The organism is Kerstersia gyiorum, from assembly GCF_048595715.1.
GTDB lineage: Bacteria > Pseudomonadota > Gammaproteobacteria > Burkholderiales > Burkholderiaceae_B > Kerstersia > Kerstersia gyiorum.
Window position 1 is genome coordinate 72,940 of sequence record NZ_CP169556.1, and the last position, 21,070, is coordinate 94,009.

A 21,070-nucleotide genomic window follows, 5' to 3' on the forward strand; every position below is an offset into this window, starting at 1 on the left:
TGCGATCTGTCAAGCAACCGCTGGTGTGTCGCTCATCCGCCGCCAAACCGACACCTAAGCTCCGCCTGCGAGCCGTAGCATGGCGCGTGCCGCCGTTTCATCCACGATCAGCACATGGGCCTGGGTGGCCGCGATGCCGGCGATCATGGCCTGGGCCTTGCGGGCGCCACAGGACGAAATGACGATGCGGGGAACGGGGGCGAGGCTGGCCGGATGGATGGCCATGACGCGCTGATTGGCCGGATGGTCTATGACCTGGCCGGAGGCATCCACGAAATGGCACAGCACGTCGCCAACCGCCCCGGCAGCCTTCAGGTTGTCCGCCGTGTCCCAGCCGAGCAGACCGCGCCGGAAGATGGAAGCTTGGCGGCTCAGGTCGCCGACGCTCAGCAGCACGAGGTCGAGTTGCCGCGCCCGGGTCTGCAGCTTGGCCATTTCATCTATTTGCCAGAGCGCCTGCGCCAGCGCAGGGTCGGGCACGAATACCGGCGCGGTGATCTGGTAGAGCTCGGTGCGGTAGAAATGCGCCAGCTGCCAGGCCACGGCCGACGGGCTGTCCACGCCAGCGTGAGTTACCTCGCCCAACAGGGAGACGACGGTGGCGTCGCGCACATGGCGCCAGGCCAGCGAGCGTATCGCGTGGTGCAGCGTGGCACCCCAGCCCACGCCGATGGAAATGCCGTCGGTCATCTGGTCAGACAGATATCGGCCGGTGGCATGTGCCACGGCCTTGATGGACAGGCTTTCCGACAGTCCGGATACCGGCACGACAATGGCCTGCTGCAGGCGGAAACGGGCCATCAGGGCCTGTTCCAGTTGCAGCATGTCGCTGCCCCGGCCATTGATGGAAACCTGCACCAGCCCTTCTTCGCGCGCCGCAGCCAGCAGGCGCAGGACTTTGCTGCGGTTCAGCCCCAGCTGGCGGGCGACTTCTTCCTGGGTGAGCTGCTCGACATGGTAGAGCCAGGCCGCGCGCAGCTTCACGTCGTGGGTATCGGGTGAAAGGAAGTCGCTGGCGGAAAGGGGGCTGGCTTCTGACATCGGGGAGATGGATAGGAAAAGGAACGGAAGCGCGCAGGATAACCCGCCGAATATGTCATTTTCCATCACGTCCTGGGTGTGCTGAGAAATGAATAAATGTCATTTTAAGGAAACTTTTGTTCAATAGACTTGCTCGCAAGGCCGGGATGTTCCCCGGAAAATCCACAGAAAAAAAGCGGATATATGCGAGTTCTCATTTCCAACGACGATGGTATCGACGCGCCTGGCTTGGCGCTGCTGGAACGTGCGGCCCTGCTGCTGACCGATGACGTCTGGGTGGTCGCGCCGGACGGCAACCGCAGCGGTTATGGCCATGGTATTACCCTGCGTCGCAGTTTCGAAGTTACGCAGCGCTCGCCGCGCCGCTATGCATGCAGCGGCACGCCTGCAGATTGTGTGATTGCCGGCGTGTCCTGGCTATTCCGTGGCGACCGCCAGCCGGACCTGGTGCTGTCCGGGATCAATGAGGGTCGTAACGTGGCCGAGGATGTTGCGTATTCCGGCACCATGGCGGTTGCACGGGAGGCCGCACTGTGCGGGATTCCCGCCGTGGCTTTTTCCCGTCCGCGGGACAGTGGCGGCGATGAAGAAGGCGAGCGCTGGCTGGCCGGACGTTTGCAGGGTTTCTGGCAGGCCCGCGAACAGTGGGCGCGCGACGGCCACTGGCTCAACGTCAATCTACCGCGCCGCCTGCCGGCATCGTTGCGCGCGGCGCGGCGCGGCAGCGACAAGGTCGCCACGCAGGTCATCATCCATTCAGAGCGCGAGCGCGAGCATGCGCTGATCGAGCCGCTGGCCCTGCGCAACTACCTGGCGGGCGACGGCGACGAGAACGCGCTGATCGACGCTGGCTACGCCACGGTGACCTGCCTGAACTGGCATGGCCATTCGCAGGTGCCGGCCGATATCCTGCATGAAGACGGTGCGCTGGAGCAAATCCGATGAGCGCCCTGTCGATCCAGTCGTTGATGCGCGGTTGGGGCGGCGATCTGGCGGTGAACGATGTTTCCTTCGAGGTGCCCGCAGGCAGCATGACCGTGCTGCTCGGGCCGTCGGGCTGCGGCAAGTCCACCACCTTGCGCCTGCTGGCCGGGCTGGAGAAGCCGGACAGCGGCCGCATATTGCTCGGTGGGCGCGATGTGACGAACCTGCCGCCGGCGGCGCGCGGTTTGTCCATGGTGTTCCAGAACTACGCCCTGCTGCCCCATCTGAGCGTGGCGGAAAACATCGTTTTTGGTCTGAAGATCCGGCGCGTGCCGGCCGCCGAACGTGCTCGGCGCCTGCGCCATGCGGCCGATGTGCTGGGCTTGCAGGACTTGTTGCTGCGCAAGCCCGGGCAGTTGTCCGGCGGACAGCAGCAGCGCGTGGCGCTGGGGCGGGCCATCGTGGCGCGTTCCTCGGTTTGCCTGATGGACGAGCCGCTGTCCAACCTGGATGCACAACTGCGCCATGAAATGCGGCGTGAAATCCGAGATTTGCAGCAGCGCCTGGGCATGACCATGGTGTACGTCACCCATGACCAGACCGAAGCGATGAGCATGGCTGACCAGGTCATCCTGATGCGGGCCGGGCGTATCGAGCAGCAGGCTGCGCCCAGCGAGCTCTACCACCGACCGGCCACGCATTTCGCTGCCAGGTTCATCGGGGTGCCGCCCATGAACCTGGTGCCGCTGGAAACACGGGTGGCGGGTGCCGTGCTGCCGGGAACGGATATCTGCCTGTGGCCCGGACGCGTGGCGCAGCCAGTGACCCTGGGGCTGCGGCCGGAAGCCATCAGCCTGGGTGTCATGGGTGGTGTACCGGCAGTGCTGGAGCACGTGGAGTATCACGGCGCCGACCATATCTTGAGTTGCCGCATCGGCTCGGCCACGCTGGCAGTCAGGCATGACAGCCAGTTCTGCGGCAAGCCCGGCGACCAAGTCATGTTGTCCTGGCCCGAGCAGGCCTGCCATTTTTTCGACGGTGCCACCGGCCAGCGGCTGGCGGTGCCGGGTGTTCTTGACATGCGGCAGTCGCTGGCGGCCTGAGTGGCTGGCTACGGCACCCTTGCCGGTTTTTCCCTCAACGTTCCCCTGGATACGTAATGATTCTGCATACCTTGAAAAAGCGCGCTGGCGCAGCCGGGCTGGCATTGGCCGCCCTGACGGCGGGGACCTCGGCATTGGCCGAACCCGTGGATGTTTCGTTCTACTTTCCCGTGGCCATTGGCGGCCCGGTGACGAAGATCATTGATGACATGGTGGCGGATTTCCAGGCCGAGCATCCCGATATTCGCGTGCAGGCCGTGTATTCCGGTACCTATAACGAAACGGCGGCCAAATCGCTGACGGCGGCGCGCAGCGGTAAGCCACCGGCAGCTGCCATCATGCTGTCGACGGAGATGTACACGCTGCGCGACCAGGATGTGCTGGTGCCTATCGAGTCCCTGGTGAAGACGGATGAAGACCGGGCCTGGCTGCAGGGTTTTTTCCCGGGTTTCATGCGCAATAGCCAGAGCGACGGGCAGACCTGGGGCATTCCGTTCCAGCGCTCTACCTCGGTGTTCTTCTGGAACAAGGATGCCTTCCGCGAAGCGGGGCTGGACCCCGAGCGTGGCCCGCAGACCTGGGATGAAGTGATCGAATACGCCGGCAAGCTGACCAGGAAGGATGAAAAGGGCAATGTGGTGCGCTGGGGCATGCAGGTGCCCTCGTCGCTGACGGCCTATTGGCTGTTGCAGGGCTACGTGGCGCAGAACGGTGGAAAGATCGCCAGCGAAGACGGCACGCAGACCTACTTCAATTCCCCTGAAGTGGTCGAGGCCATGCAGTTCTGGGTGGATCTGGGCAGCAAGCACAAGGTGATGCGGCCCGGCGCCATCGAATGGGCGACCACACCCAAGGATTTCTTTGAAGGCCGCACGGCCATGATGACCACCACCACGGGCAACCTGACCAACGTACGCACCAATGCGCCCTTCCCCTTCGGCGTGGCCATGCTGCCGGCAGGCAAGCAGCGCGGCACCCCGACCGGCGGCGGCAATATCTACCTGTTCAAGGATGCTACGCCCGAGCAGCAGCAGGCGGCCTTCACCCTGGCGAAGTGGCTGACATCGGCTGAACGCGCTGCCGAATGGGGGATTCGCACTGGTTATGTGGCAGTACGCCCGGATGCCTGGGAAACCCCGGCCATGAAGGCTTACGTGGCGGAGTTTCCGGCAGCCGCAGTGGCCCGCGATCAGTTGCAATATGCCGTGGCGGAGCTGTCCACGCATGACAACCAGCGCGTGGCGCGCCTGATCGACGACAACATCGAAGCAGCGCTGATCGGCCGCAAGACGGCGCAGCAGGCCATGGATGACGCGCAGGCCGAATCCGAACGCATCCTGCGCCGTTATCGCTGAACCGGGTTCAGCGGCTGCCTGGCGGCCGGCACGGTGGGCATCGGGCTGCCTTCCCCAGGGAGATGGCGGCCCGGCCTGCGAGCCGGCCGCATTGCCCCGGCTAAGCCCATCTGGAAACTCTCAACATGAATCTGCGCTTTGCTCCTGTCCAGGGATGGCTGCTGCTCTTGCCGGCTGTCGTGCTGCTGGTGGCGTTTACGCATTACCCGGCGGTTGCCACGTTTTTCCACAGCTTCTTCAGTACGCCGGTGGGCGCGCGGCCAGCCGTTTTCGTTGGCCTGGAAAACTATGCTGTCATGCTGGACGACCCGGTATTCTTGACCTCGCTCTGGAACAGCGCCATCTATGCGCTCGTCACGGTGCCGGCCGCCATCGTGCTGGCACTGGGCCTGGCGCTGATCGTCAACAGCGGCATGCGCGGCAAGGCCTGGATGCGGCTGTCGTTTTTCCTGCCGACGATGCTGCCTTTGATTGCCGTTGCCAACATCTGGCTGTTCTTCTACACACCGGACTACGGCTTGCTCGACCAATTGCGTTCGCTGGCCGGCCTGACCGGCAAAAACTGGTTGGGCGACCCGTCCACGGCGCTGGCGTGCCTCATGGTGCTGGCAGTCTGGAAGGAGGCCGGTTTCTTTATGATCTTCTACCTGGCTGCCCTGCAGCAGATGGACCCGGCATTGCGCGAGGCAGCCACGCTGGAAGGTGCCGGCCGCTGGACGTTCTTCCGCCGCGTGACCTGGCCGCTGCTGATGCCGACCACCCTGTTCGTGATGATCAATGCCCTCATCAACTCATTCCGGTTGATCGACCATGTGATCGTCATGACGCGCGGCGGTCCCGACAATGCCAGCAATCTGCTGCTGCATTACATCTACAACGTCGGTTTCAAGTACTGGGATACCGCCTATGCCTCGGCGCTGACGGTGGTGCTGTTGGCGCTGATGGCAATCCTGGCATTCGTGCAGTTCGCCTGGATGGATAAAAAGGTGCATTACCAATGAAAATGAGCTCGCAATCCGGCGCTGGCATTGCCTTGGACAATGGCGATGTTTACGCGGCGCGGCCAGGCTGGCTGGCGCGCCTGCCAGGCCTGCTGACGGCTTCCTGGCTAGAGACGGCCGGCGCCTGGCTGCTGGCGCTGCTGTGGCTGCTGCCGTTCGCCTATGCGGTCTGGACTGCCATCCACCCGGCGGCCTACGAAGTCCGTTTCAGCCTGGGCGCGCCGCTGACCCTGGAAAACTTCCGCGCCGCCTGGGAGGCTGCGCCGTTCGCCCGGTACATGGCGAATACCGCTGTGCTGGTGACCGTCATCATGGCGGTGCAGTTCGTGCTGTGCACGCTTGCCGCCTATGCGTTCGCGCGCTTCGAGTTTCCAGGCCGCAACCTGTTGTTCTACCTGGTGCTGCTGCAGCTCATGATCATGCCGGAAATGCTGATGGTGGAGAACTACCGCACGATCAGCAACATGGGCTTGCTGGATTCCCTGCTGGCCATCGGCATGCCCTATTTCGCTTCGGCATTCGGCATCTTCCTGTTGCGCCAGACTTTCCTTGCCACGCCACGTGCGCTGGAGGATGCCGCACGTATCGAAGGCGCCAGCACGCTGGGCATCCTCTGGCGCGTGTACGTGCCGCTGGCACGGCCGGTGTATGTGGCCTACGGCCTGGTTTCCATCAGCTACCACTGGAACAACCTGCTGTGGCCGCTGATCGTCACGAATTCGGTGTCTACCCGTCCGGTCACGGTGGGCCTGCAGGTGTTTGCCTCGCCGGACCAGGGCACCAGCTGGGCCATCATCTCCGCCGCGACCCTGCTGACATCGGCGCCACTGCTGGTGGCGTTCCTGCTGTTCCAGAAGCAGTTCATTCAGAGCTTCATGCGCGCTGGCATCAAATGAGCCGACCGCGTTTCGCCATACCGTCCAACAGGGATTCTTTCCGCATGTCATCCACCCCATCTTCCGCGCCCATCACGTTCATCCATCTGACCGACCTGCATATCGGCGACCAGGACGCCGATCCCGGCCTGAAATCCGATACCGCCAGCCGCCTGGCTGCCGTGGTCGACACCTTGCAGGCCATGCAGCCCGCGCCCGCATTCGTGCTGGTGAGCGGAGACCTCAGCAACCGGGGCGATGAGGCCAGCTACCGCAAACTGGCGGCGTTGATGGAACCCCTGCGCATGCCGGTGCTGTATGCGGCAGGCAACCATGACGACCGTGCCGCGCTGCGGTCCGTGCTGCACTTGCCCCATGCCGAGCCGGGGGCTGCTGCTCCCTGTCATTACGACGCGGTGGTGGCTGGCGTGCACGTGATCGTGCTCGATACCAGTGTGCCCGGGAAGATAGGCGGCGCGCTGGATGACCAGCAGTTCGGCTGGCTGCGCGAGCGCCTCTACGCGCATCCCGGGCTGCCCTGCCTGCTGGTTGCGCATCATGCGCCCGCGCTGGACGAGCAGGACGAAAGCGGCGAATGGGAGACCCTCAGCCTGGCCGATACGCGCCGCCTGCGCGACTTGCTGCGCGAACGCCAGGCGACTGGCGCGTCGGTGGCGGGGATGTTTTGCGGCCATATCCACTATGACCGCGTTTCCAGCTGGTACGGCACGGTGCTGGCGGTTGCAACCGGCCTGCATCATGCCAAGGACATCCTGTGCCAGGACCACTTGAGCCTGGTGCAGGGGGCGGGTTTTGCAGTGTGTACCTTGCGTGCATCCGGCCTGACGGTGGAATATGCGCCGTTGCCGGCGGTGCGCGACGAATTGCAGGCGATCAGTTGGGAGCGCCTGCGCGCCAGCAAATAGACCGGATGGCGAGGCTGCCGGGTGACCGGGTGGCTGGGTTTGTGGGGTTCAGGTGGCGAGGTGCATGGGCGGCTGTGAATTCAGCCCCCCCTGGGCCGCTGCCGGTTCAGGCTGGAATCTGCCAGCGCGTCGCCCATTGTGCTGTGGCAATGGACCAGAAATCCGCCAGGCTGTTGGCGGCGAACCCGGCGAAGCCCAGGGCGCGCCATGCCTGCATCAGCGTTTCCAGCGGCTGGCTGAGGTCCAGCGCCGGCGCGTGGTTCTGCTTGGAAAGCTTGAGGCCGGTGGCCGGGTCCAGCACCAGCGGTACGTGCATGTAGCGTGGTGCCGGGTAGCCCAGCAAATGCGCCAGCATGATCTGGCGCGCCGTGCTGGTCAGCAGGTCGGCGCCGCGTACGATGTCCGTCACCCCCTGGTTGCCGTCATCGACGACGACGGCCAGTTGGTAGGCCCACAGGCCGTCGGCGCGCCGCAGCACGAAATCCCCAACTTCGGTTTCGACATTCTGCTGTTGCGGTCCCAGCCAGCGGTCATCGAAGGCGATCACGCCGGGGTCGACGCGCACGCGCCAGGCGCGGGCGCTGCGGCCAGAGGCCAGGCCGTGGCGGCACATGCCCAGGTAGGGGCGTTCACCATTGTCTTCCAGGCGGCCGGCGGCACTGGCTGCTGCGGCGATTTCGCGTCGGGTGCAGCCGCAGGGGTAGAGTCTGCCGTCCGCACGCAGGCACGTCAGGGCATCCAGGTAGGCGGCTTCGCGCCGGGATTGCCACATGACTTCACCCTCCCAGTGCATGCCCAGGGACTGCAATTGCTGCATGATGCAGGTGGCTGCGCCCTCAACCATGCGGGGCGTGTCCACGTCTTCGATGCGCAGCAGCCAGCGCCCGCGATGTGCACGGGCATCCAGCCAGCTGGCCATGGCAGCCACCAGGGAGCCGGCGTGCAGCGGGCCGCTGGGGCTGGGGGCGAAGCGGCCGACATAGGCGGCCGGGGCAGCGTGGCGCGAGGTCATGGGAGAAAAGCCAGGCTTGTGGGCGGCAGGCAGGCGTGGGGCGGGTTCAACGCAGGCTGGCCGGGCGCGCCGGCCGCTGGCGGGCGGGTCAGTGCAGCAGGCGGGCGTCGCCCTGCTCCAGCAGTTCTTCGAGGATGAAACGGTCGATTTCTGCTTCCTGGCTCCACAGCACCATCAGCGCGATGATCTTGATGGTTTCCAGCGAAACGGGGGTTTCCGAGCACACCATGGCCCGGTCGATGACGATTTCGCGCAAGGCTGCCGGCAGCACGCCGGCGCTTTCCAGGAATGCGATGAAGCCGATGGCCTGGGTGCCCAGTGCCTGGTATTCCGATTCACTGTAGATGCGGGCGCCCGTGATGGGGCCATCCGTCAGGCCGACACAGCGGGCGGTGCTTTCCGCCAGGCCGCCCAGCCAGCCCAAGGCTTCGTCGATATCCTCATCTTCGAAACCGGCTGCCGCCAGGCGGCGCGCCAGTACATCTGCGGCAGGACAGGCCTGGGGGGTGTAGTAGTTTTCGAACAGATAAACCAGTATGTCGTACATGAGCAGCGTAGTTCGCCTGTAGGGGTCCGGATTCGAGCCGTTATGGCCATGGTGGCGGCAGCCGCCGTTTTCCGTAATCGTATAGGCCAAGCCTTGGAGCCAGTTTACTCCAAGAGACGCCGCAGCATACCAGTAGCGGTATTTCCAGAGTCGCAGGCGGGGGCAGGTTTTGCCTGGCATGCGATGCCGGCGGGCGGGGGCAGAGCCGCGCCGGCGCTCGGGCCGGCCCTTGTTTGACAGAATGTCGGATATCGGTGGCGCTTGTCGCAAAAAAGCCCGGTAAATGCGGCATACTGTCGGCTCCCTTTTACAACTTTTTGCGGCAGGTGGCCGAAATGGAATTTTCTCAGTTCAGAGTGCAGGCAGTCATGGAAATCACGCAGCGTCCCGAACTCGTCTTCGTGCGAGGCGAAGGGTCGTGGCTGGAGGACCATGCCGGCAAGCGATATCTGGACTTCGTTCAGGGCTGGGCGGTCAATGCGCTGGGCCACAATCCCGAACCCATCCGTGCAGCGCTGCACCAGCAGGTTGACCGCCTGATCAATCCGTCGCCGGCGTTCTACAACGAACCGTCGATCGCGCTGGCCGACCGCCTGACCGATGCCTCGTGTTTTGACAAGGTCTTCTTCGCCAACAGCGGCGCAGAGGCCAACGAAGGGGCGATCAAGCTGGCCCGCCGCTATGGCCAGATCCATCGCAATGGCGCCTACAAGATCATCACCTTCACCAATGCCTTCCATGGCCGCACGTTGGCGACCATGTCGGCATCGGGCAAGCCAGGCTGGGATACGCTGTTCGCGCCCCAGGTTGATGGTTTCCCCAAGGCAACCTACAACGATATCGCTTCTGTCGAGGCGCTGATCGACGACCAGACCATCGCCGTGATGCTTGAACCCGTTCAGGGAGAGGCGGGCGTGGTGCCGGCGACCGACGAGTTCCTGCAGCAGCTGCGCGAACTGACCCGCAAGCACGGCCTGCTGCTCATCGTCGATGAAGTGCAGACCGGCATGGGGCGTACCGGCAAGATGTTCGCCTACCAGCACGCCGGCATCGAGCCGGACATCATGACGCTGGGCAAGGGCATTGGCGGCGGCGTGCCGCTGTCGGCACTGCTGGCGCGCGAGGAAGTCAGCTGCTTCCGTCCGGGCGACCAGGGCGGCACCTATAACGGCAACCCGTTGATGACGGCGGTGGGCGTTGCGGTCTTTGATACCCTGGCGGCGCCGGGCTTTCTGGAAAACGTCGTCAAGTTGGGCGAGCTGCTGGCCCAGCGTTCGCTGGCGTTTTCGGCCAAGTGGGGCATGCAGGGCGAACGCGGCCGTGGCCTGCTGCGTGCGCTGGTCCTGGATCGCGAAGACGGCGGCCAGATCGTCGAAGCTGCCAGGGACCTGGCGCCGGTTGGCCTGCTGGTCAATTCCCCGCGCCCCAACCTGTTGCGCTTCATGCCTGCGCTGAACGTGACGCCGGAAGAAATCGACATTCAGTTCGAATTGCTCGACCAGGCTTTCCGCCAGGTACGCGGCGCCTGATGCGCCCTGGCCCCCTCTGCTGGTGACAGCAAGAGGGGGCGTTTTTTTGGGCGCCCGCAGCTAGCGGGGTGCAAACGGCAGTCTGGCCTGGCAGACACATGGCATGGTTTTCGGCCAGATTGGTGTCAACGACGACGCTGGGGAAAGCAGGACCGGGCGTAGGCGCCTGGCTGTTCAACGCTGTTGCGCCAGGCCGTCGCCGGTGGGCGAGGTATGGCTGGGAAAGCGTATGCCGGGGTCGTAGGGGAAGATGTCGGCAATGCCGCCGCGTGCAATGCGCGCCTGGCAGTCGCGCCACCATTCGGGCCGTAGTAACTCGGCATGTTTGGCGGCAAAGGGTTCGCGCAGGGCCGGATCGCTGAACAGAAAGTGTTCGAACTCTTCCGGGAAGACGTCATTGGGGCCGGTGGCGTACCAGGTTTCCGCACTCATTTCCGCATCGTCGTCGGGCGCTTCGGGAATATGGCGGAAATTCATTTCCGCCATGGACTGGATTTCGTCGTAATCATAGAAAACCACCCGGCCCAGGCGGGTGACGCCAAAATTCTTGAACAGCATATCGCCGGGGAAAAGATTGGTGGCGGCCAGTTCGCGAATGGCATCGCCATATTCCGCCAGGGCTGCGGCGCGTGCCTGGGGGCCGGCCTGCCAGAGGTAGATATTGAGCGGTGTCATGCGCCGCTCGATGTAGACATGCCGGAAGACCAGCGTATCCCCCTGCTCTTCCAGCTGCGACGGGATGTGCGTGCGCAGGGCCTGTAACAGGGCGTCGGAAAATCGGTGGCGCGGCAAGGCGACCTGTGAATATTCCCAGGTATCTGCCATGCGTCCGGCGCGGTCATGCAGTTTGACCTGCTGGTACTTGCGGCGCACGATGGCGGCGCTCATGCGGTCCTTCTCTATGCGGTCGCGGATGATCTTGAAGACATAGGGGTAGGACGGCAGCGTGAACACGAACATGACCATGCCGGGAATGCCCGCAGCGGTTTCAAACTGGTCGCCGGAGTGCGCCAGGTGTTGCAGGAAATCCCGGTAGAACAGCGTCTTGCCCTGCTTCTGCAGCCCGATCATGGTGTAGAGCTCGGCCAGCGGCTTGCGCGGCAGCAGCGTGGCAAGAAAGCGCACGGTGGCGGATGGCGCTTCCATGTCTACCAGGAAATAGGTGCGTGCAAAGCTGAAAACCCGGCTGAGCGCATCCTGGCCATGCAACAGGGCATCGACATGGATCTGGCCGGACGGCAGGCGCAGCAGCGGAATGCAGAACGGGTGGATGGCGCCCTGATTGACCAGGCGGCCCACCAGGTAGGCGCCCTTGTTGCGGAAAAACAGGGTGGCGTGCACATGGGCCTGGCAGTCTTGCCCCAGGCGCGGGCCATGGCCCTTGGGAAGGGCCTGGCGCAGCAGTCCGACCGCGGCGCGTGCGAGCAGGCGCACGTCGCGTGGCAGGTCTTCAAAGGGCGCTGCCAGCCCGAAATCCCCCAACATGCGCCTGAGCGTGGCGCGCAGCCCGGTGCGCGTGGGGTAATAGGCGCGGAAGGCGGGTCGCTGCCCTTCCAGGTATTCGGTAGCGACTGCCGGGCGCACGAACAGGCAGGCGTTGTTGAAATATTCGCGCCGCAGTACGCGGCAGGAGACGGAATTGAAGAAAGTCTCGGCGCATTCGGGCTGCGAGTGCTCGTCGAGCAGTGCGACGAATTCCTGCTTGATGGCCTGCCAATGTGGGCTTGGGTCGGCATCACCGCCCTGCCGGGCCAGTCGGCTGGCCAGCGCGCTGGCGCATTCACGCACACGCTGGTCGTAGTAGTCGATGCGTTCGCGCGACAGCTGCTGCATGCCACGCCAGTCCCCTGCCTCGAACAGCGCCTTGGCACGTTGCGCGCTGTAGCGGAACAGGGCGTAGTGCCGGTCAAAACCCTGCAGGATGCTGGCCGCCGCCTGGCGTGCAGGCAAGGGCCGGGCCAGGGGCTCGACGCGCAGCGCGGTGTCGCTGGCGGGAAAGGCGGTGTTGCGGGTGCTGGACATCGTGGCCGGGCTCCTGGCTGCCGTAATACTGCCTGTTTTGCGGCCAGGAGCAGGTTTGCGCAGCAGTTCCAGAGGCACCGTGGCTGATGTGACGCGGGGCTTGCCTGTCGCCTGTCCCGGTGTTTTTCGGGGTGATTTCAGCGGGTGTCCTGGGGTTTCCTGGCCCTGGTTTTCAGCATTATTCTGCCGTAAAACGGCAAGCGCCGAACTTCCGTTAACGTAAACGAATGAAATTGACGGTCAATCTTCAGGATTAAGTTTATTTAGGCAGTCCTGAATTTGTTCTTCAACTCTGGCCAGCATAAGGTCGATTTCCTGGCGTTGCGAAAGCAGGAATTGGCGATGGATTTCCAGCTTGTTGGCGCAGGCGCGGATCTGCGCCTGGGTGCTGTTGGGGCCGGTGTAGATATCCAGCAGGCCGCGGATGTCGTCCAGCGCCAGGCCTACCGCGCGGGCGCGCAGCGTCAGCACCAGCCTGGCGCGGTCGCGTGCGCCATAGATGCGGTGGCGGCCATGGCGCGCAGGCGCAAGAATGCCCTTGTCTTCATAGAACCTGAGCGTGCGCGGCGTGATGCCGAACTCGCTGGAAAGTTCGGAAATACTCCAATTGGGTGCGGGCATGGCAAGAAAACTTTAATTTCCGTTTACGTCAACGTAAGGTATAGTAACCCGGATTTCCTGTCTGATTTGATGTCTGTGCTGTCTGCCGTATCCGCCGTTGCCGGAGCGCCAGCCACGCTCCGGGCCTGTTTTTGCCGTCTTCATGGCTGCGCAGCGCCGGGCGCCGGGTGGCACACTGGCGGCGGACCTGCGGGAGGCAGTCTGGATGCTTCCCGGAGTCCCGATGAATAAGAATGAAATGGCGCTGTCCTATCCCTGGAACGACGCATTGCCGGAACCAGGCCGGGCCATGACGCTGTTGGATGGCGTGAAATGGGTGCGCCTGCCCCTGCCCTTTGCACTGGATCACGTCAATGTCTGGCTATTGCGCGACACGGTCGATGGCCGCGAGGGCTGGATGGTGGTGGATTGCGGCATTGCCCGCAAGGAAGTGCAGGCCCAGTGGGAATCCATCTTCGAGCATGAACTGGAGGGCTTGCCTGTCCTGCGCGTGCTGGTGACACATATGCATCCGGACCACGTGGGGCTGGCTGATTGGCTGTGCACCCGCTGGAATGCGCGCCTGCTGATGAGCATGAGCGAATACACCCAGGCAGTGATTGCCTCAGGACGGCGCGACGCCAGTGCTGGCGCGGGCGGCGAAGCTGCGGCTGCGCATTTCCGGCGTAACGGGCTGTGCGACGAGGGCGCGCTGGCGCAGGTGCGCGAGCGCTCGGGCTATTACGTCAACATGGTGCCTTCGGTACCGGGCACCATGTATCGCTTGCTGGGCGGCGATACGCTGCGCATCGGCGGACGTGACTGGCTGCAGATTGTCGGCTACGGCCATGCGCCCGAACACATAGGCCTGTATTGTGCAGAACTGGACTTGCTGATTTCCGGCGACATGGTGCTGCCGCGCATTTCCACCAATGTCAGCGTATTCGATTTCGAGCCCGAGGCTGATTCGTTGCGCCTGTATCTGCAGTCGCTGGACGCCTATCGTGACATGCCGGAAGAGACGCTGGTGCTGCCATCGCACGGCAAGCCGTTCCGTGGCTTGCACGAGCGCATACGCCAGCAGCGCGAGCATCACCGCGACCGCCTGCAGGAAGTGATGGATGCCTGTACGGCAGCGCCCTGCAGCGCAGCGGATATCGTGCCCATCATGTTCCACCGCAAGCTGGACCTGCACCAGCTCACGTTTGCGCTGGGCGAAGCGCTGGCGCACTTGCACATGCTATGGCACGGCGGCCAGCTGGTACGCCGCCTGGATGACAACGGCGTGTTCCGCTTCGCGCCGGCCTGAACAGGCGTTACATCACCCGCGAGCCGTCACATGAGGGCCAAGCCGCAGGCGCAGATCTGCGGCTTAGCCTTTGTGCTGGGTGCGCGCCAGGGTCTTGATCAGTTCCAGGGCCACGCGCTGGTTGTCTGGGGTCAGGTTGCGGAACCAGCGCCGCAGTTCCATGTAGTCGTCGCCGCCAGTGCCTTCATGACTCTGGCCGTAGTGGCGCAGAGCGTGGTCGTTGTCTGCCACGGACTGCACGGCAGGCTCATGTTGCGAAACGCCGGAAAACAGTTCGCCTATGCCAACCTGCAGGCTGCTGGCGAGACGGCCGAGCATGTCCAGCGAGGGCGTGCGCTCGTCGTTTTCTATACGGGAAACGGTACTTGCGGCGGTGTCCAGTTCCAGGGCGAGTTCTTCTTGTGTCAGCCCGCGTTCACGCCGGAGTTTCCGTATTTTTTCACCTATTTTCATGTAGCCATTTTCCGGGCCGTTTTGCCTATGGGGCAAAGCCTTTAAGGCACAAATATCGGGCTTTCATTTGCCTGAATGGCATGCTGCATCAAGATGAAAAGTCATATGGCGGCTTGCCAGTGTGGCATGGGCGCTTCCTGCCGCCTGCCGGGGTGCACGCAGGCAGCAGGCACGCGATAATGGCAGGGATACCACGGTTTGTGCCGTCGCTTTTCCTGGAGCTTCATGTATGTCCAAATCCGCCAGTGCCGCATCGGAAGACACCGCTGCGGCGACCCTCGCCCCTGAGTGCAGTGTACGCACCCGCCTGATGCATATAGGCAGCGCGCCCTTTGATGCGGATGGCGTGGCACCTGTCAGCCTGCCGGCCATGCGCACCAGCACCGTGCGCTTTGCTGATCTCGCGGCGCTGGAAAATGCCCAGCGCCGCAAGGCCGCCGGCGAGCGCGCCATCACTTATGGCCGTTCCGGCATGGAAACGCACCGCGCGCTGGAAGATGCATTCGTGGCTCTGGAAGGCGGCAGCCATTGCGTGCTGGCGCCCTCCGGGCTGGCGGCGCTGACGCTGGTGTTCTTCAGCTTGCTGGGCGCAGGCGATCATGCGTTGGTCGTGGATAGCGTGTACGGGCCTGTGCGCCATTTCGATAATATGCTGTTGAAGAAAATGGGGGTGGAGATCACATATTTCACCCCCGGCGTGGATGATCTCGAGAGCCTGATCCGTCCCAATACCCGCTTGCTCTACCTGGAGTCGCCGGGGTCTTTGCTGCTGCAAATGCAGGATTTGCCGGCACTGGCGGCCATCGGCCATCGTCATGGCCTGCTGGTCGCTGCAGACAACACCTGGGGCTCCGGGCACGCTTATCATCCGTTGGCCCTGGGCGCAGATATTTCCATGATCGCTGGTACCAAGTACGTGAGCGGCCATTCTGACCTGATGCTGGGTGCGGTGGTGACGCGCGATGCCGCGCTGGGCGACCGTATCAGCCGGATGCAGTATGCCCTGGGTTATGCCCTGAGTGCCGATGACGCCTGGCTGGCCCTGCGCGGGTTGCGTACCCTGCCCCTGCGCATGGATGAACAGGCCCGCAGCGCCCTGCGTGTGTGTGAATTCCTGGCCAGCCGTCCGGAAACACGGGCTATCTACCATCCCGCCTGGCCAGGCGATGCGGGCCATGCACTGTGGCAGCGTGATGCCCAGGGCTCCAATGGTTTGCTGAGCGTGGCGCTGGATCTGTCCCATGATGCGGGCCGTCGCTTCGTCGATGCACTGACGCTGTTTGGCATCGGCTTTTCCTGGGGCGGCTTCGAGAGCCTGGTGCAATGGGTGGAACCCGCGCTGGCCGGCCTGCAGCGTTATGGCGCGGAACTGCCGGGGGAAACCTTGATCCGCCTGCAGATTGGCCTGGAAGACGCCGACGAGCTGATAGCGGACCTGCGCCAGGCCCTGGATGCTGCCGTTCAGGCCTGAAAAAAGCAGAACAGCCAGCGGGGCGGGTCCCGCTGGCTGTTCTGGATACGAGCCGGCGTGCAGGGGCTGGCGCACGCCGTGCCGGTTTACTTGGACAGCTTCGCGCGTTCCTGTTGCACCAGGCGGCCGGTTTCCTCGACACTTTCGCGGTAGCCGCCGGCGTGTGCCGGCGAGGTCACGTAGCGGCCATTGACGATGATGGTAGGCGTGCTGTTGACGTTGTAGTTCTTCGCCAGTTCGTCTGCACGGGCAACCTGGCTGCTGACACCCATTGAATCGAAGGCGGCATTGAAGGCTGCGCGGTCGACACCCTGTTCCACGGCCCAGTCGGCCATGTCCTTGCGGGTGAAGAGGCGTTTGCGTTCGTCATGCAGCGCGGTGAAGTACTTTTCGTGCAGGTCCATGCGGTTCAGCGCATTCAGCGTGTAGTACATCTGCTGCAGCGGACGGCTGCGGCTGTCGCCGCCCAGCGGCACGTGCATGAAATTCACGTCCTGGGGCTGTTCCTTGGCCCAGGCGTTGATCATCGGGTCCAGCAGCTTGCAGTGGATGCAGGTGTAGGCAAAGAACTCCAGCACTTCAACCTGTCCCGGGCTGTCGGTACGCTGGGGCGACTGTAGCTCCACCGAGCGGGAGGTCTGGGCCTGGCTCAACGGAGCGATGGCAGCGCCGAGCATGAGCGTAGCGGCGGCAAGCAGGCGGGAGAACGAAAAAGTCATGTTGGACAGTTCCTGGCTGGGCTGAGTGAATGGGAAATGATACGACAGGAATATGGCAGTGCAAGCATGGCAAGGCGCTGTTGATGGCCAGTGCCCTGTTGGCTGGGCCAGCCAGCGGTCATCTGCCGGACTTGGCGCCGGATGGCCGTTGGGGCGGTGTCCGTGAGGCTTGGCCTGGCTGAGCCAGCGGATTCATGCGCAAGGCAAACCCTGGCGGAGACGTTTTGACCATCTGTGCCGCCGGGGGTTCCCGGCGGAGATTCGTGGCGAACTGACGCCGCCGCCCGCCAGGGCAGCCAGGACTACTGCCGGACGACCGTCGAGCTGATATTTTCGGCAGTCAGCTGGGCGCGCACGCGATTCATTTCGTCCAGCCGCGTGTAGGGGCCGACGCGGACACGATTGACTTGCAGGCCGTTGACCTCGGCGCGTTGAATCTGCACCGGCAGGCCCAGCAGGATCATGCGGGCACGCAAGGCTTCCGCATCTTCCAGCACCTGGAAGGAGCCGGTCTGCAGGAAATAGGCGCTGGCTGCCGCACCATTGGCAGGCTTGGGCAGCGGGGCCGGTGGCTGGTTCGGCAGCGATGCAATCAGCGCGCCGAGGTCGTCGCCGGACGGTGCAGCCGGCGTTGCCGGTACTGGTGCAGGTGTCTGTGTGGCCGGTTGCGCGCCGCTACCAGCAACCCCGCCGATGCTGTCAGGCGAAGGCAGGCTGGGCGGCTGGATGCGTGTATCCGGTACGGTCAGGTTGCCGTTCTGCAGGCCGCGATTGGGGTCGGGCAGGCTGGCGCCAGGGGTTGCTGCTTGAATCTGCGAAACCGCAGGCGCCGGGGCACGTCCCGCACGATCGACGAAGGGCACGGGCGCCTTGGTGACGTAGAACGCCACGACGGCAGCCACGACCAGGCCCAGCAGGAGCCCGGCCAGCAGTCCGTAGATCGTGCTGCCGCCTTGGCCGGAGGAACGGGAAGAGCGTTTTGCCATAGGGACTCGTTACATGCGTTGGGGTGCAGCGACACCCAGCAAGGCCAGGCCGTTGGCCAGGACCTGGCGCGTGGCGTCCGCCAGGCGCAGGCGCGCATCGCGCAGTGCTGCATCATCGACACGGACGCGTTCGGCGTTGTACCAGGCATGGAAGTCAGCGGCACAGTCGCGCAGCCAGAACGCTACCAGGTGGGGTGAGAGTTCCTGGGCAGCCAACGCCACCAGCGCGGGGAACTCGGAGAGACGTTGCAGCAGGGCGATTTCCGTTGGTGCCACCAGCGGCGTGGCATCGGCCTGTTGCAGGGCGGCCGCATCGGCCTGGGCCTGCTCCAGCACTGAACAGATGCGCGCATGCGCGTACTGGATGTAGTACACCGGGTTTTCTTCGCTTTGCGAGCGGGCCAGGTCGATATCGAACGTGAATTCGGTATCGGCGCGGCGCTGGATCAGGAAGAAGCGCACCGCGTCGCGGCCCACCCAGTCGATCAGGTCGCGCAGCGTCACGTAGCTGCCGGCACGCTTGGATATCTTCACTTCCTGGCCGCCGCGCACCACCTTCACCATCTTGTGCAGGATATACGCGGGGAAGTCCTTGGGAATACCGATGTCCAGCCCTTGCAGGCCGGCGCGCACGCGAGCCACGGTACCGTGGTGGTCGCTGCCCTGGATATTGATGGCCTTGTGGAAGCCGCGCTCCCATTTGGCTTCATGGTAGGCGACATCGGGCACAAAATAGGTGTAGCCGCCTTCGGCCTTGCGCATCACGCGGTCTTTGTCGTCGCCGGTGCCCAGTTCGGTCGTGCGCAGCCACAGCGCGCCGTCCATTTCATAGGTGTGGCCCTTGTCGACCAGGCGCTGCACCGTGTTTTCCACCCGGCCGCTGGTATACAGCGAGCTTTCCAGGTAGTAGTTGTCGAACTTCAGGCCGAAGGCCTGGAGGTCGAGATCCTGTTCATTGCGCAGGTAGGTGACGGCGAAGCGGCGGATGGCGTCCAGGTCATTGAGGTCGCCCTTGCCGGTGACGGGGACGCCGTCTGAGGCCTGAACTGTCTTGCCAGCCAGGTAATCATTGGCGATGTCGACGATGTAGTCGCCACGGTAGCCGTCGGCCGGGTAGCTGGCATCATCCGGGGAGATGCCGCGGCCGCGGGCCTGTACGCTGATGGCGAGATTGTCGATCTGGTTGCCTGCGTCGTTGTAGTAGAACTCGCGGGTAACGTCGTAGCCATGGGCGTCGAACAGGCGGCACAGGGCGTCGCCCAGCGCAGCCTGGCGTGCATGGCCCACGTGCAGGGGGCCGGTGGGGTTGGCGGAGACGAATTCCACCAGGACTTTCTCGTCGCGGCGCGGCGCGCGGCCGTATTGCTCACGCTGCCCGGCAATGGCACCCAGCACAGCCTGATGCGCGGCGGGCGACAGGCGGAAATTGATGAAACCGGGGCCGGCGACTTCGGCGCCTGCCAGCAGGTTCGCGGCTTGCGGGTCAGCCAGCAGGTGGTCGACGATGGCTTGCGCCAGTTCGCGCGGATTGCGGCGCGCCGGCTTGGCAAGCTGCATGGCAACGTTGCAGGCGGCATCGCCGTGTGCGGCGACTTTCGGACGCTCCAGCTGGATGCTGGGCTGAGCTTCAGGCAGCAGCGCGTTGACGGCTGCCTGGATGCGGGAGATCAGTAGATTCTGTTGCTCGGGGAGCATGGGAGCGGATTCGAAAAAAGAGGAGTGCAATCCGGGAATGATAGCCTGATTCACGCAGCGGGCGTGCAACAGGGAACGACAGAGTGCCAAGGAGCGTAAGGAGCCTGGCCCGGGTGCCGCTATCCATGCGGGCCATGTGAATTATCAAATACAAAAAGCATCGTTTGAAATGCAGTGTTGTGTTTCTACCATGGAAGGTCACCCGCCCTTGGCATCGCGCCGGGCACGAAGTTTCGTGCCCGGCGTCCGACATTTCCGGATATTCCATGTCTTCTTCCCTGGCTTTTAAACCCCTAGGCAACCCCAACGGCAGCACTACCGTGGCCGCGGATCTGGCCACGTTGCGTCAGCGTGCGGACGCCTTGCTGCCGGTGCTGCGCACGGGCGCGGAGAGCCGGGAGCGCGAGCGGCTCCTGCCGCATGATCAGATCCGCAGCATTGCGGCCGCAGGCCTGTATACCTTCCGCATTCCCCAGGCCGCTGGTGGCAGCGGTGCGGCCGTACAGGACGTGATCCGGTTCGTGATGGATGTTGCGGCCGTGGATTCGAATATTGCCCAGGCGCTGCGGCCGGGCTTTCTGTTCATCGAAAACCTGCTGTCCGGGGATGACGAGGCGGGCCGCCAGCGCTGGTTTCCGCGCTATCTGCGGGGCGATGTTGTTGCCAACGCGGGCTGGGAGCGTGGCGGTGCCAGTGGTGCCATCAGCTCGGTGCTGGTGCGGGAGGGCGATCATTACCGCGTGAGCGGCACCAAGTACTACAGCACGGGTTCGCTGTATGCGGACTGGATTCAGGTGACGGCCCTGACAGAGGCCGGGCAGGAGGTCCGCTTCATTTTGCCCAGCGACCGCGAGGGCGTGGAGTTGCTGGACGATTTCGATGCCATGGGGCAGCGCCTCACGGCCAGCGGCACGACACACCTGAGGAATGTCAGGGTGGAAGAGGATGACCTTATCCGTTCCTCCCATTTCCGTGACGGGCGCGCGCAACGTACGATCGTGACGCCGTTCGCGCAATTGTTCCTGGGGGCTGTCGAGGCCGGCATTGCCCGCAATGTGCTGGCGGATGCCGTCGATTTCGCCCGTCATCATGCGCGGCCGATCAAGCATAGCAGCGCCAGCCGGTCGGTGGACGACCCGTACGTGGCACACGCGGTAGGAGAGATCTCGGCTCAGGCGTTTGCCGCCGAGGCGGCGGTGCTGAGGGCGGCGGCGTCCATAGACGCCGCCTGGCAGGCAGGCCTGGCGCACGAGGCGGTATTGCAGGCATCCATCGACGTGGCCCAGGCCCAGTACATCGCTGCCAATGCCGCGCTCAAGGCAGCCGAACTGGTGTTCGATGTCGGCGGCGCTTCCGCCACGGCCCGCAGCCACAACCTGGACCGGCACTGGCGCAATGCGCGCACGGTGGCCAACCATAATCCGCGCGACTGGAAGGCCGCAGTGGTCGGCTCCTACCAGCTGACGGGGGCGGAGCCGCCCTTGTCAGGGCTGTTCTGAGCG

General features: G+C 64.0%; 19 protein-coding genes. 10 read left to right on the forward strand and 9 right to left on the reverse strand.

Annotated elements, in window-relative coordinates; translation table 11 throughout:
- Positions 1–54: 54 nt before the first annotated feature.
- Positions 55–1,041, reverse strand: a complete 987-nt coding sequence (locus ACEW7X_RS00255; RefSeq protein WP_068373695.1) for a sugar-binding transcriptional regulator — start codon at positions 1,039–1,041, stop codon at positions 55–57.
- A gap of 183 nt (positions 1,042–1,224) precedes the next feature.
- Here ACEW7X_RS00255 and ACEW7X_RS00260 point away from each other — a divergent pair, with 183 nt between their 5' ends.
- The 6 genes from ACEW7X_RS00260 (at position 1,225) to ACEW7X_RS00285 (ending at position 7,225) form a co-directional block, all read left to right on the forward strand.
- Positions 1,225–1,986: a 5'/3'-nucleotidase SurE gene (locus ACEW7X_RS00260; RefSeq protein WP_068373698.1), complete on the forward strand. Its 762-nt coding sequence runs from the start codon at positions 1,225–1,227 to the stop codon at positions 1,984–1,986.
- The gene (locus tag ACEW7X_RS00265) at positions 1,983–3,068 is read left to right on the forward strand and encodes an ABC transporter ATP-binding protein (RefSeq protein ID WP_068373701.1); all 1,086 of its coding nucleotides are present in this window, start codon (positions 1,983–1,985) and stop codon (positions 3,066–3,068) included. The genes ACEW7X_RS00260 and ACEW7X_RS00265 overlap by 4 nt, the downstream gene beginning before the upstream one ends.
- Positions 3,069–3,124: 56 nt before the next feature.
- Positions 3,125–4,423, forward strand: coding sequence for an ABC transporter substrate-binding protein (locus tag ACEW7X_RS00270; protein ID WP_068373703.1), 1,299 nt, complete (start codon positions 3,125–3,127; stop codon positions 4,421–4,423).
- A gap of 125 nt (positions 4,424–4,548) precedes the next feature.
- On the forward strand, positions 4,549–5,424 hold the full coding sequence (locus ACEW7X_RS00275; protein WP_068373706.1) for a carbohydrate ABC transporter permease: 876 nt from the start codon (positions 4,549–4,551) through the stop codon (positions 5,422–5,424).
- A 2-nt stretch (positions 5,425–5,426) separates the two neighbouring features.
- Positions 5,427–6,320 carry a carbohydrate ABC transporter permease gene (locus tag ACEW7X_RS00280; RefSeq protein WP_083969713.1) on the forward strand — a complete coding sequence of 298 codons (894 nt, stop codon included), beginning with the start codon at positions 5,427–5,429 and terminating at the stop codon, positions 6,318–6,320.
- A gap of 44 nt (positions 6,321–6,364) precedes the next feature.
- Positions 6,365–7,225 (forward strand): metallophosphoesterase, encoded by an 861-nt coding sequence (locus ACEW7X_RS00285; protein ID WP_415358570.1) that lies wholly within the window; start codon positions 6,365–6,367, stop codon positions 7,223–7,225.
- A 106-nt stretch (positions 7,226–7,331) separates the two neighbouring features.
- On the opposite strand, the gene gluQRS is transcribed toward ACEW7X_RS00285, so the two are convergent.
- A complete protein-coding gene (gluQRS, locus tag ACEW7X_RS00290; RefSeq protein ID WP_420177479.1) occupies positions 7,332–8,237 on the reverse strand; it encodes a tRNA glutamyl-Q(34) synthetase GluQRS in 906 nt (301 codons plus the stop codon).
- Between the two features lie 88 nt (positions 8,238–8,325).
- Positions 8,326–8,784 carry a DUF494 family protein gene (locus tag ACEW7X_RS00295; protein ID WP_068373711.1) on the reverse strand — a complete coding sequence of 153 codons (459 nt, stop codon included), beginning with the start codon at positions 8,782–8,784 and terminating at the stop codon, positions 8,326–8,328.
- A gap of 335 nt (positions 8,785–9,119) precedes the next feature.
- On the opposite strand from ACEW7X_RS00295, the gene ACEW7X_RS00300 reads away from it, so the two are divergent.
- On the forward strand, positions 9,120–10,313 hold the full coding sequence (locus ACEW7X_RS00300; RefSeq protein WP_068373780.1) for an acetylornithine transaminase: 1,194 nt from the start codon (positions 9,120–9,122) through the stop codon (positions 10,311–10,313).
- A 174-nt stretch (positions 10,314–10,487) separates the two neighbouring features.
- Here the strand turns inward: ACEW7X_RS00300 and aceK are convergent, their stop codons facing one another.
- Complete coding sequence (gene aceK, locus ACEW7X_RS00305; protein WP_420177480.1) at positions 10,488–12,335, reverse strand: bifunctional isocitrate dehydrogenase kinase/phosphatase; 1,848 nt, start codon at positions 12,333–12,335, stop codon at positions 10,488–10,490.
- 240 nt (positions 12,336–12,575) lie between these two features.
- The gene (locus ACEW7X_RS00310) at positions 12,576–12,956 is read right to left on the reverse strand and encodes a MerR family transcriptional regulator (protein WP_420177481.1); all 381 of its coding nucleotides are present in this window, start codon (positions 12,954–12,956) and stop codon (positions 12,576–12,578) included.
- A 223-nt stretch (positions 12,957–13,179) separates the two neighbouring features.
- Here ACEW7X_RS00310 and ACEW7X_RS00315 point away from each other — a divergent pair, with 223 nt between their 5' ends.
- Positions 13,180–14,244: an MBL fold metallo-hydrolase gene (locus ACEW7X_RS00315; protein WP_068373720.1), complete on the forward strand. Its 1,065-nt coding sequence runs from the start codon at positions 13,180–13,182 to the stop codon at positions 14,242–14,244.
- A gap of 63 nt (positions 14,245–14,307) precedes the next feature.
- Here the strand turns inward: ACEW7X_RS00315 and ACEW7X_RS00320 are convergent, their stop codons facing one another.
- A complete protein-coding gene (locus ACEW7X_RS00320) occupies positions 14,308–14,697 on the reverse strand; it encodes a helix-turn-helix domain-containing protein (protein WP_068373723.1) in 390 nt (129 codons plus the stop codon).
- A 310-nt stretch (positions 14,698–15,007) separates the two neighbouring features.
- Here ACEW7X_RS00320 and metC point away from each other — a divergent pair, with 310 nt between their 5' ends.
- Positions 15,008–16,168, forward strand: a complete 1,161-nt coding sequence (metC, locus tag ACEW7X_RS00325; protein WP_068373783.1) for a cystathionine beta-lyase — start codon at positions 15,008–15,010, stop codon at positions 16,166–16,168.
- 86 nt (positions 16,169–16,254) lie between these two features.
- On the opposite strand, the gene ACEW7X_RS00330 is transcribed toward metC, so the two are convergent.
- From ACEW7X_RS00330 to argS, 3 genes are all read right to left on the reverse strand, one after another.
- Positions 16,255–16,887 carry a thiol:disulfide interchange protein DsbA/DsbL gene (locus ACEW7X_RS00330; protein WP_068373725.1) on the reverse strand — a complete coding sequence of 211 codons (633 nt, stop codon included), beginning with the start codon at positions 16,885–16,887 and terminating at the stop codon, positions 16,255–16,257.
- A gap of 302 nt (positions 16,888–17,189) precedes the next feature.
- Positions 17,190–17,873 carry an SPOR domain-containing protein gene (locus ACEW7X_RS00335; RefSeq protein ID WP_130486309.1) on the reverse strand — a complete coding sequence of 228 codons (684 nt, stop codon included), beginning with the start codon at positions 17,871–17,873 and terminating at the stop codon, positions 17,190–17,192.
- A gap of 9 nt (positions 17,874–17,882) precedes the next feature.
- On the reverse strand, positions 17,883–19,568 hold the full coding sequence (argS, locus tag ACEW7X_RS00340; protein WP_130486308.1) for an arginine--tRNA ligase: 1,686 nt from the start codon (positions 19,566–19,568) through the stop codon (positions 17,883–17,885).
- A 266-nt stretch (positions 19,569–19,834) separates the two neighbouring features.
- Here argS and ACEW7X_RS00345 point away from each other — a divergent pair, with 266 nt between their 5' ends.
- On the forward strand, positions 19,835–21,067 hold the full coding sequence (locus tag ACEW7X_RS00345; RefSeq protein ID WP_083969715.1) for an acyl-CoA dehydrogenase family protein: 1,233 nt from the start codon (positions 19,835–19,837) through the stop codon (positions 21,065–21,067).
- The last annotated feature ends 3 nt before the right edge of the window (positions 21,068–21,070 follow it).

What these genes read in the sequence shown, in the direction of transcription:
- ACEW7X_RS00255 (WP_068373695.1), bottom strand. Translation starts at nt 1,041, where the DNA reads ATGTCAGAAGCCAGCCCCCTTTCCGCCAGCGACTTCCTTTCACCCGAT.
- ACEW7X_RS00260 (WP_068373698.1), top strand. Translation starts at nt 1,225, where the DNA reads ATGCGAGTTCTCATTTCCAACGACGATGGTATCGACGCGCCTGGCTTG.
- ACEW7X_RS00265 (WP_068373701.1), top strand. Translation starts at nt 1,983, where the DNA reads ATGAGCGCCCTGTCGATCCAGTCGTTGATGCGCGGTTGGGGCGGCGAT.
- ACEW7X_RS00270 (WP_068373703.1), top strand. Translation starts at nt 3,125, where the DNA reads ATGATTCTGCATACCTTGAAAAAGCGCGCTGGCGCAGCCGGGCTGGCA.
- ACEW7X_RS00275 (WP_068373706.1), top strand. Translation starts at nt 4,549, where the DNA reads ATGAATCTGCGCTTTGCTCCTGTCCAGGGATGGCTGCTGCTCTTGCCG.
- ACEW7X_RS00280 (WP_083969713.1), top strand. Translation starts at nt 5,427, where the DNA reads ATGAGCTCGCAATCCGGCGCTGGCATTGCCTTGGACAATGGCGATGTT.
- ACEW7X_RS00285 (WP_415358570.1), top strand. Translation starts at nt 6,365, where the DNA reads ATGTCATCCACCCCATCTTCCGCGCCCATCACGTTCATCCATCTGACC.
- gluQRS (WP_420177479.1), bottom strand. Translation starts at nt 8,237, where the DNA reads ATGACCTCGCGCCACGCTGCCCCGGCCGCCTATGTCGGCCGCTTCGCC.
- ACEW7X_RS00295 (WP_068373711.1), bottom strand. Translation starts at nt 8,784, where the DNA reads ATGTACGACATACTGGTTTATCTGTTCGAAAACTACTACACCCCCCAG.
- ACEW7X_RS00300 (WP_068373780.1), top strand. Translation starts at nt 9,120, where the DNA reads ATGGAATTTTCTCAGTTCAGAGTGCAGGCAGTCATGGAAATCACGCAG.
- aceK (WP_420177480.1), bottom strand. Translation starts at nt 12,335, where the DNA reads ATGTCCAGCACCCGCAACACCGCCTTTCCCGCCAGCGACACCGCGCTG.
- ACEW7X_RS00310 (WP_420177481.1), bottom strand. Translation starts at nt 12,956, where the DNA reads ATGCCCGCACCCAATTGGAGTATTTCCGAACTTTCCAGCGAGTTCGGC.
- ACEW7X_RS00315 (WP_068373720.1), top strand. Translation starts at nt 13,180, where the DNA reads ATGAATAAGAATGAAATGGCGCTGTCCTATCCCTGGAACGACGCATTG.
- ACEW7X_RS00320 (WP_068373723.1), bottom strand. Translation starts at nt 14,697, where the DNA reads ATGAAAATAGGTGAAAAAATACGGAAACTCCGGCGTGAACGCGGGCTG.
- metC (WP_068373783.1), top strand. Translation starts at nt 15,008, where the DNA reads ATGCATATAGGCAGCGCGCCCTTTGATGCGGATGGCGTGGCACCTGTC.
- ACEW7X_RS00330 (WP_068373725.1), bottom strand. Translation starts at nt 16,887, where the DNA reads ATGACTTTTTCGTTCTCCCGCCTGCTTGCCGCCGCTACGCTCATGCTC.
- ACEW7X_RS00335 (WP_130486309.1), bottom strand. Translation starts at nt 17,873, where the DNA reads ATGGCAAAACGCTCTTCCCGTTCCTCCGGCCAAGGCGGCAGCACGATC.
- argS (WP_130486308.1), bottom strand. Translation starts at nt 19,568, where the DNA reads ATGCTCCCCGAGCAACAGAATCTACTGATCTCCCGCATCCAGGCAGCC.
- ACEW7X_RS00345 (WP_083969715.1), top strand. Translation starts at nt 19,835, where the DNA reads ATGTCTTCTTCCCTGGCTTTTAAACCCCTAGGCAACCCCAACGGCAGC.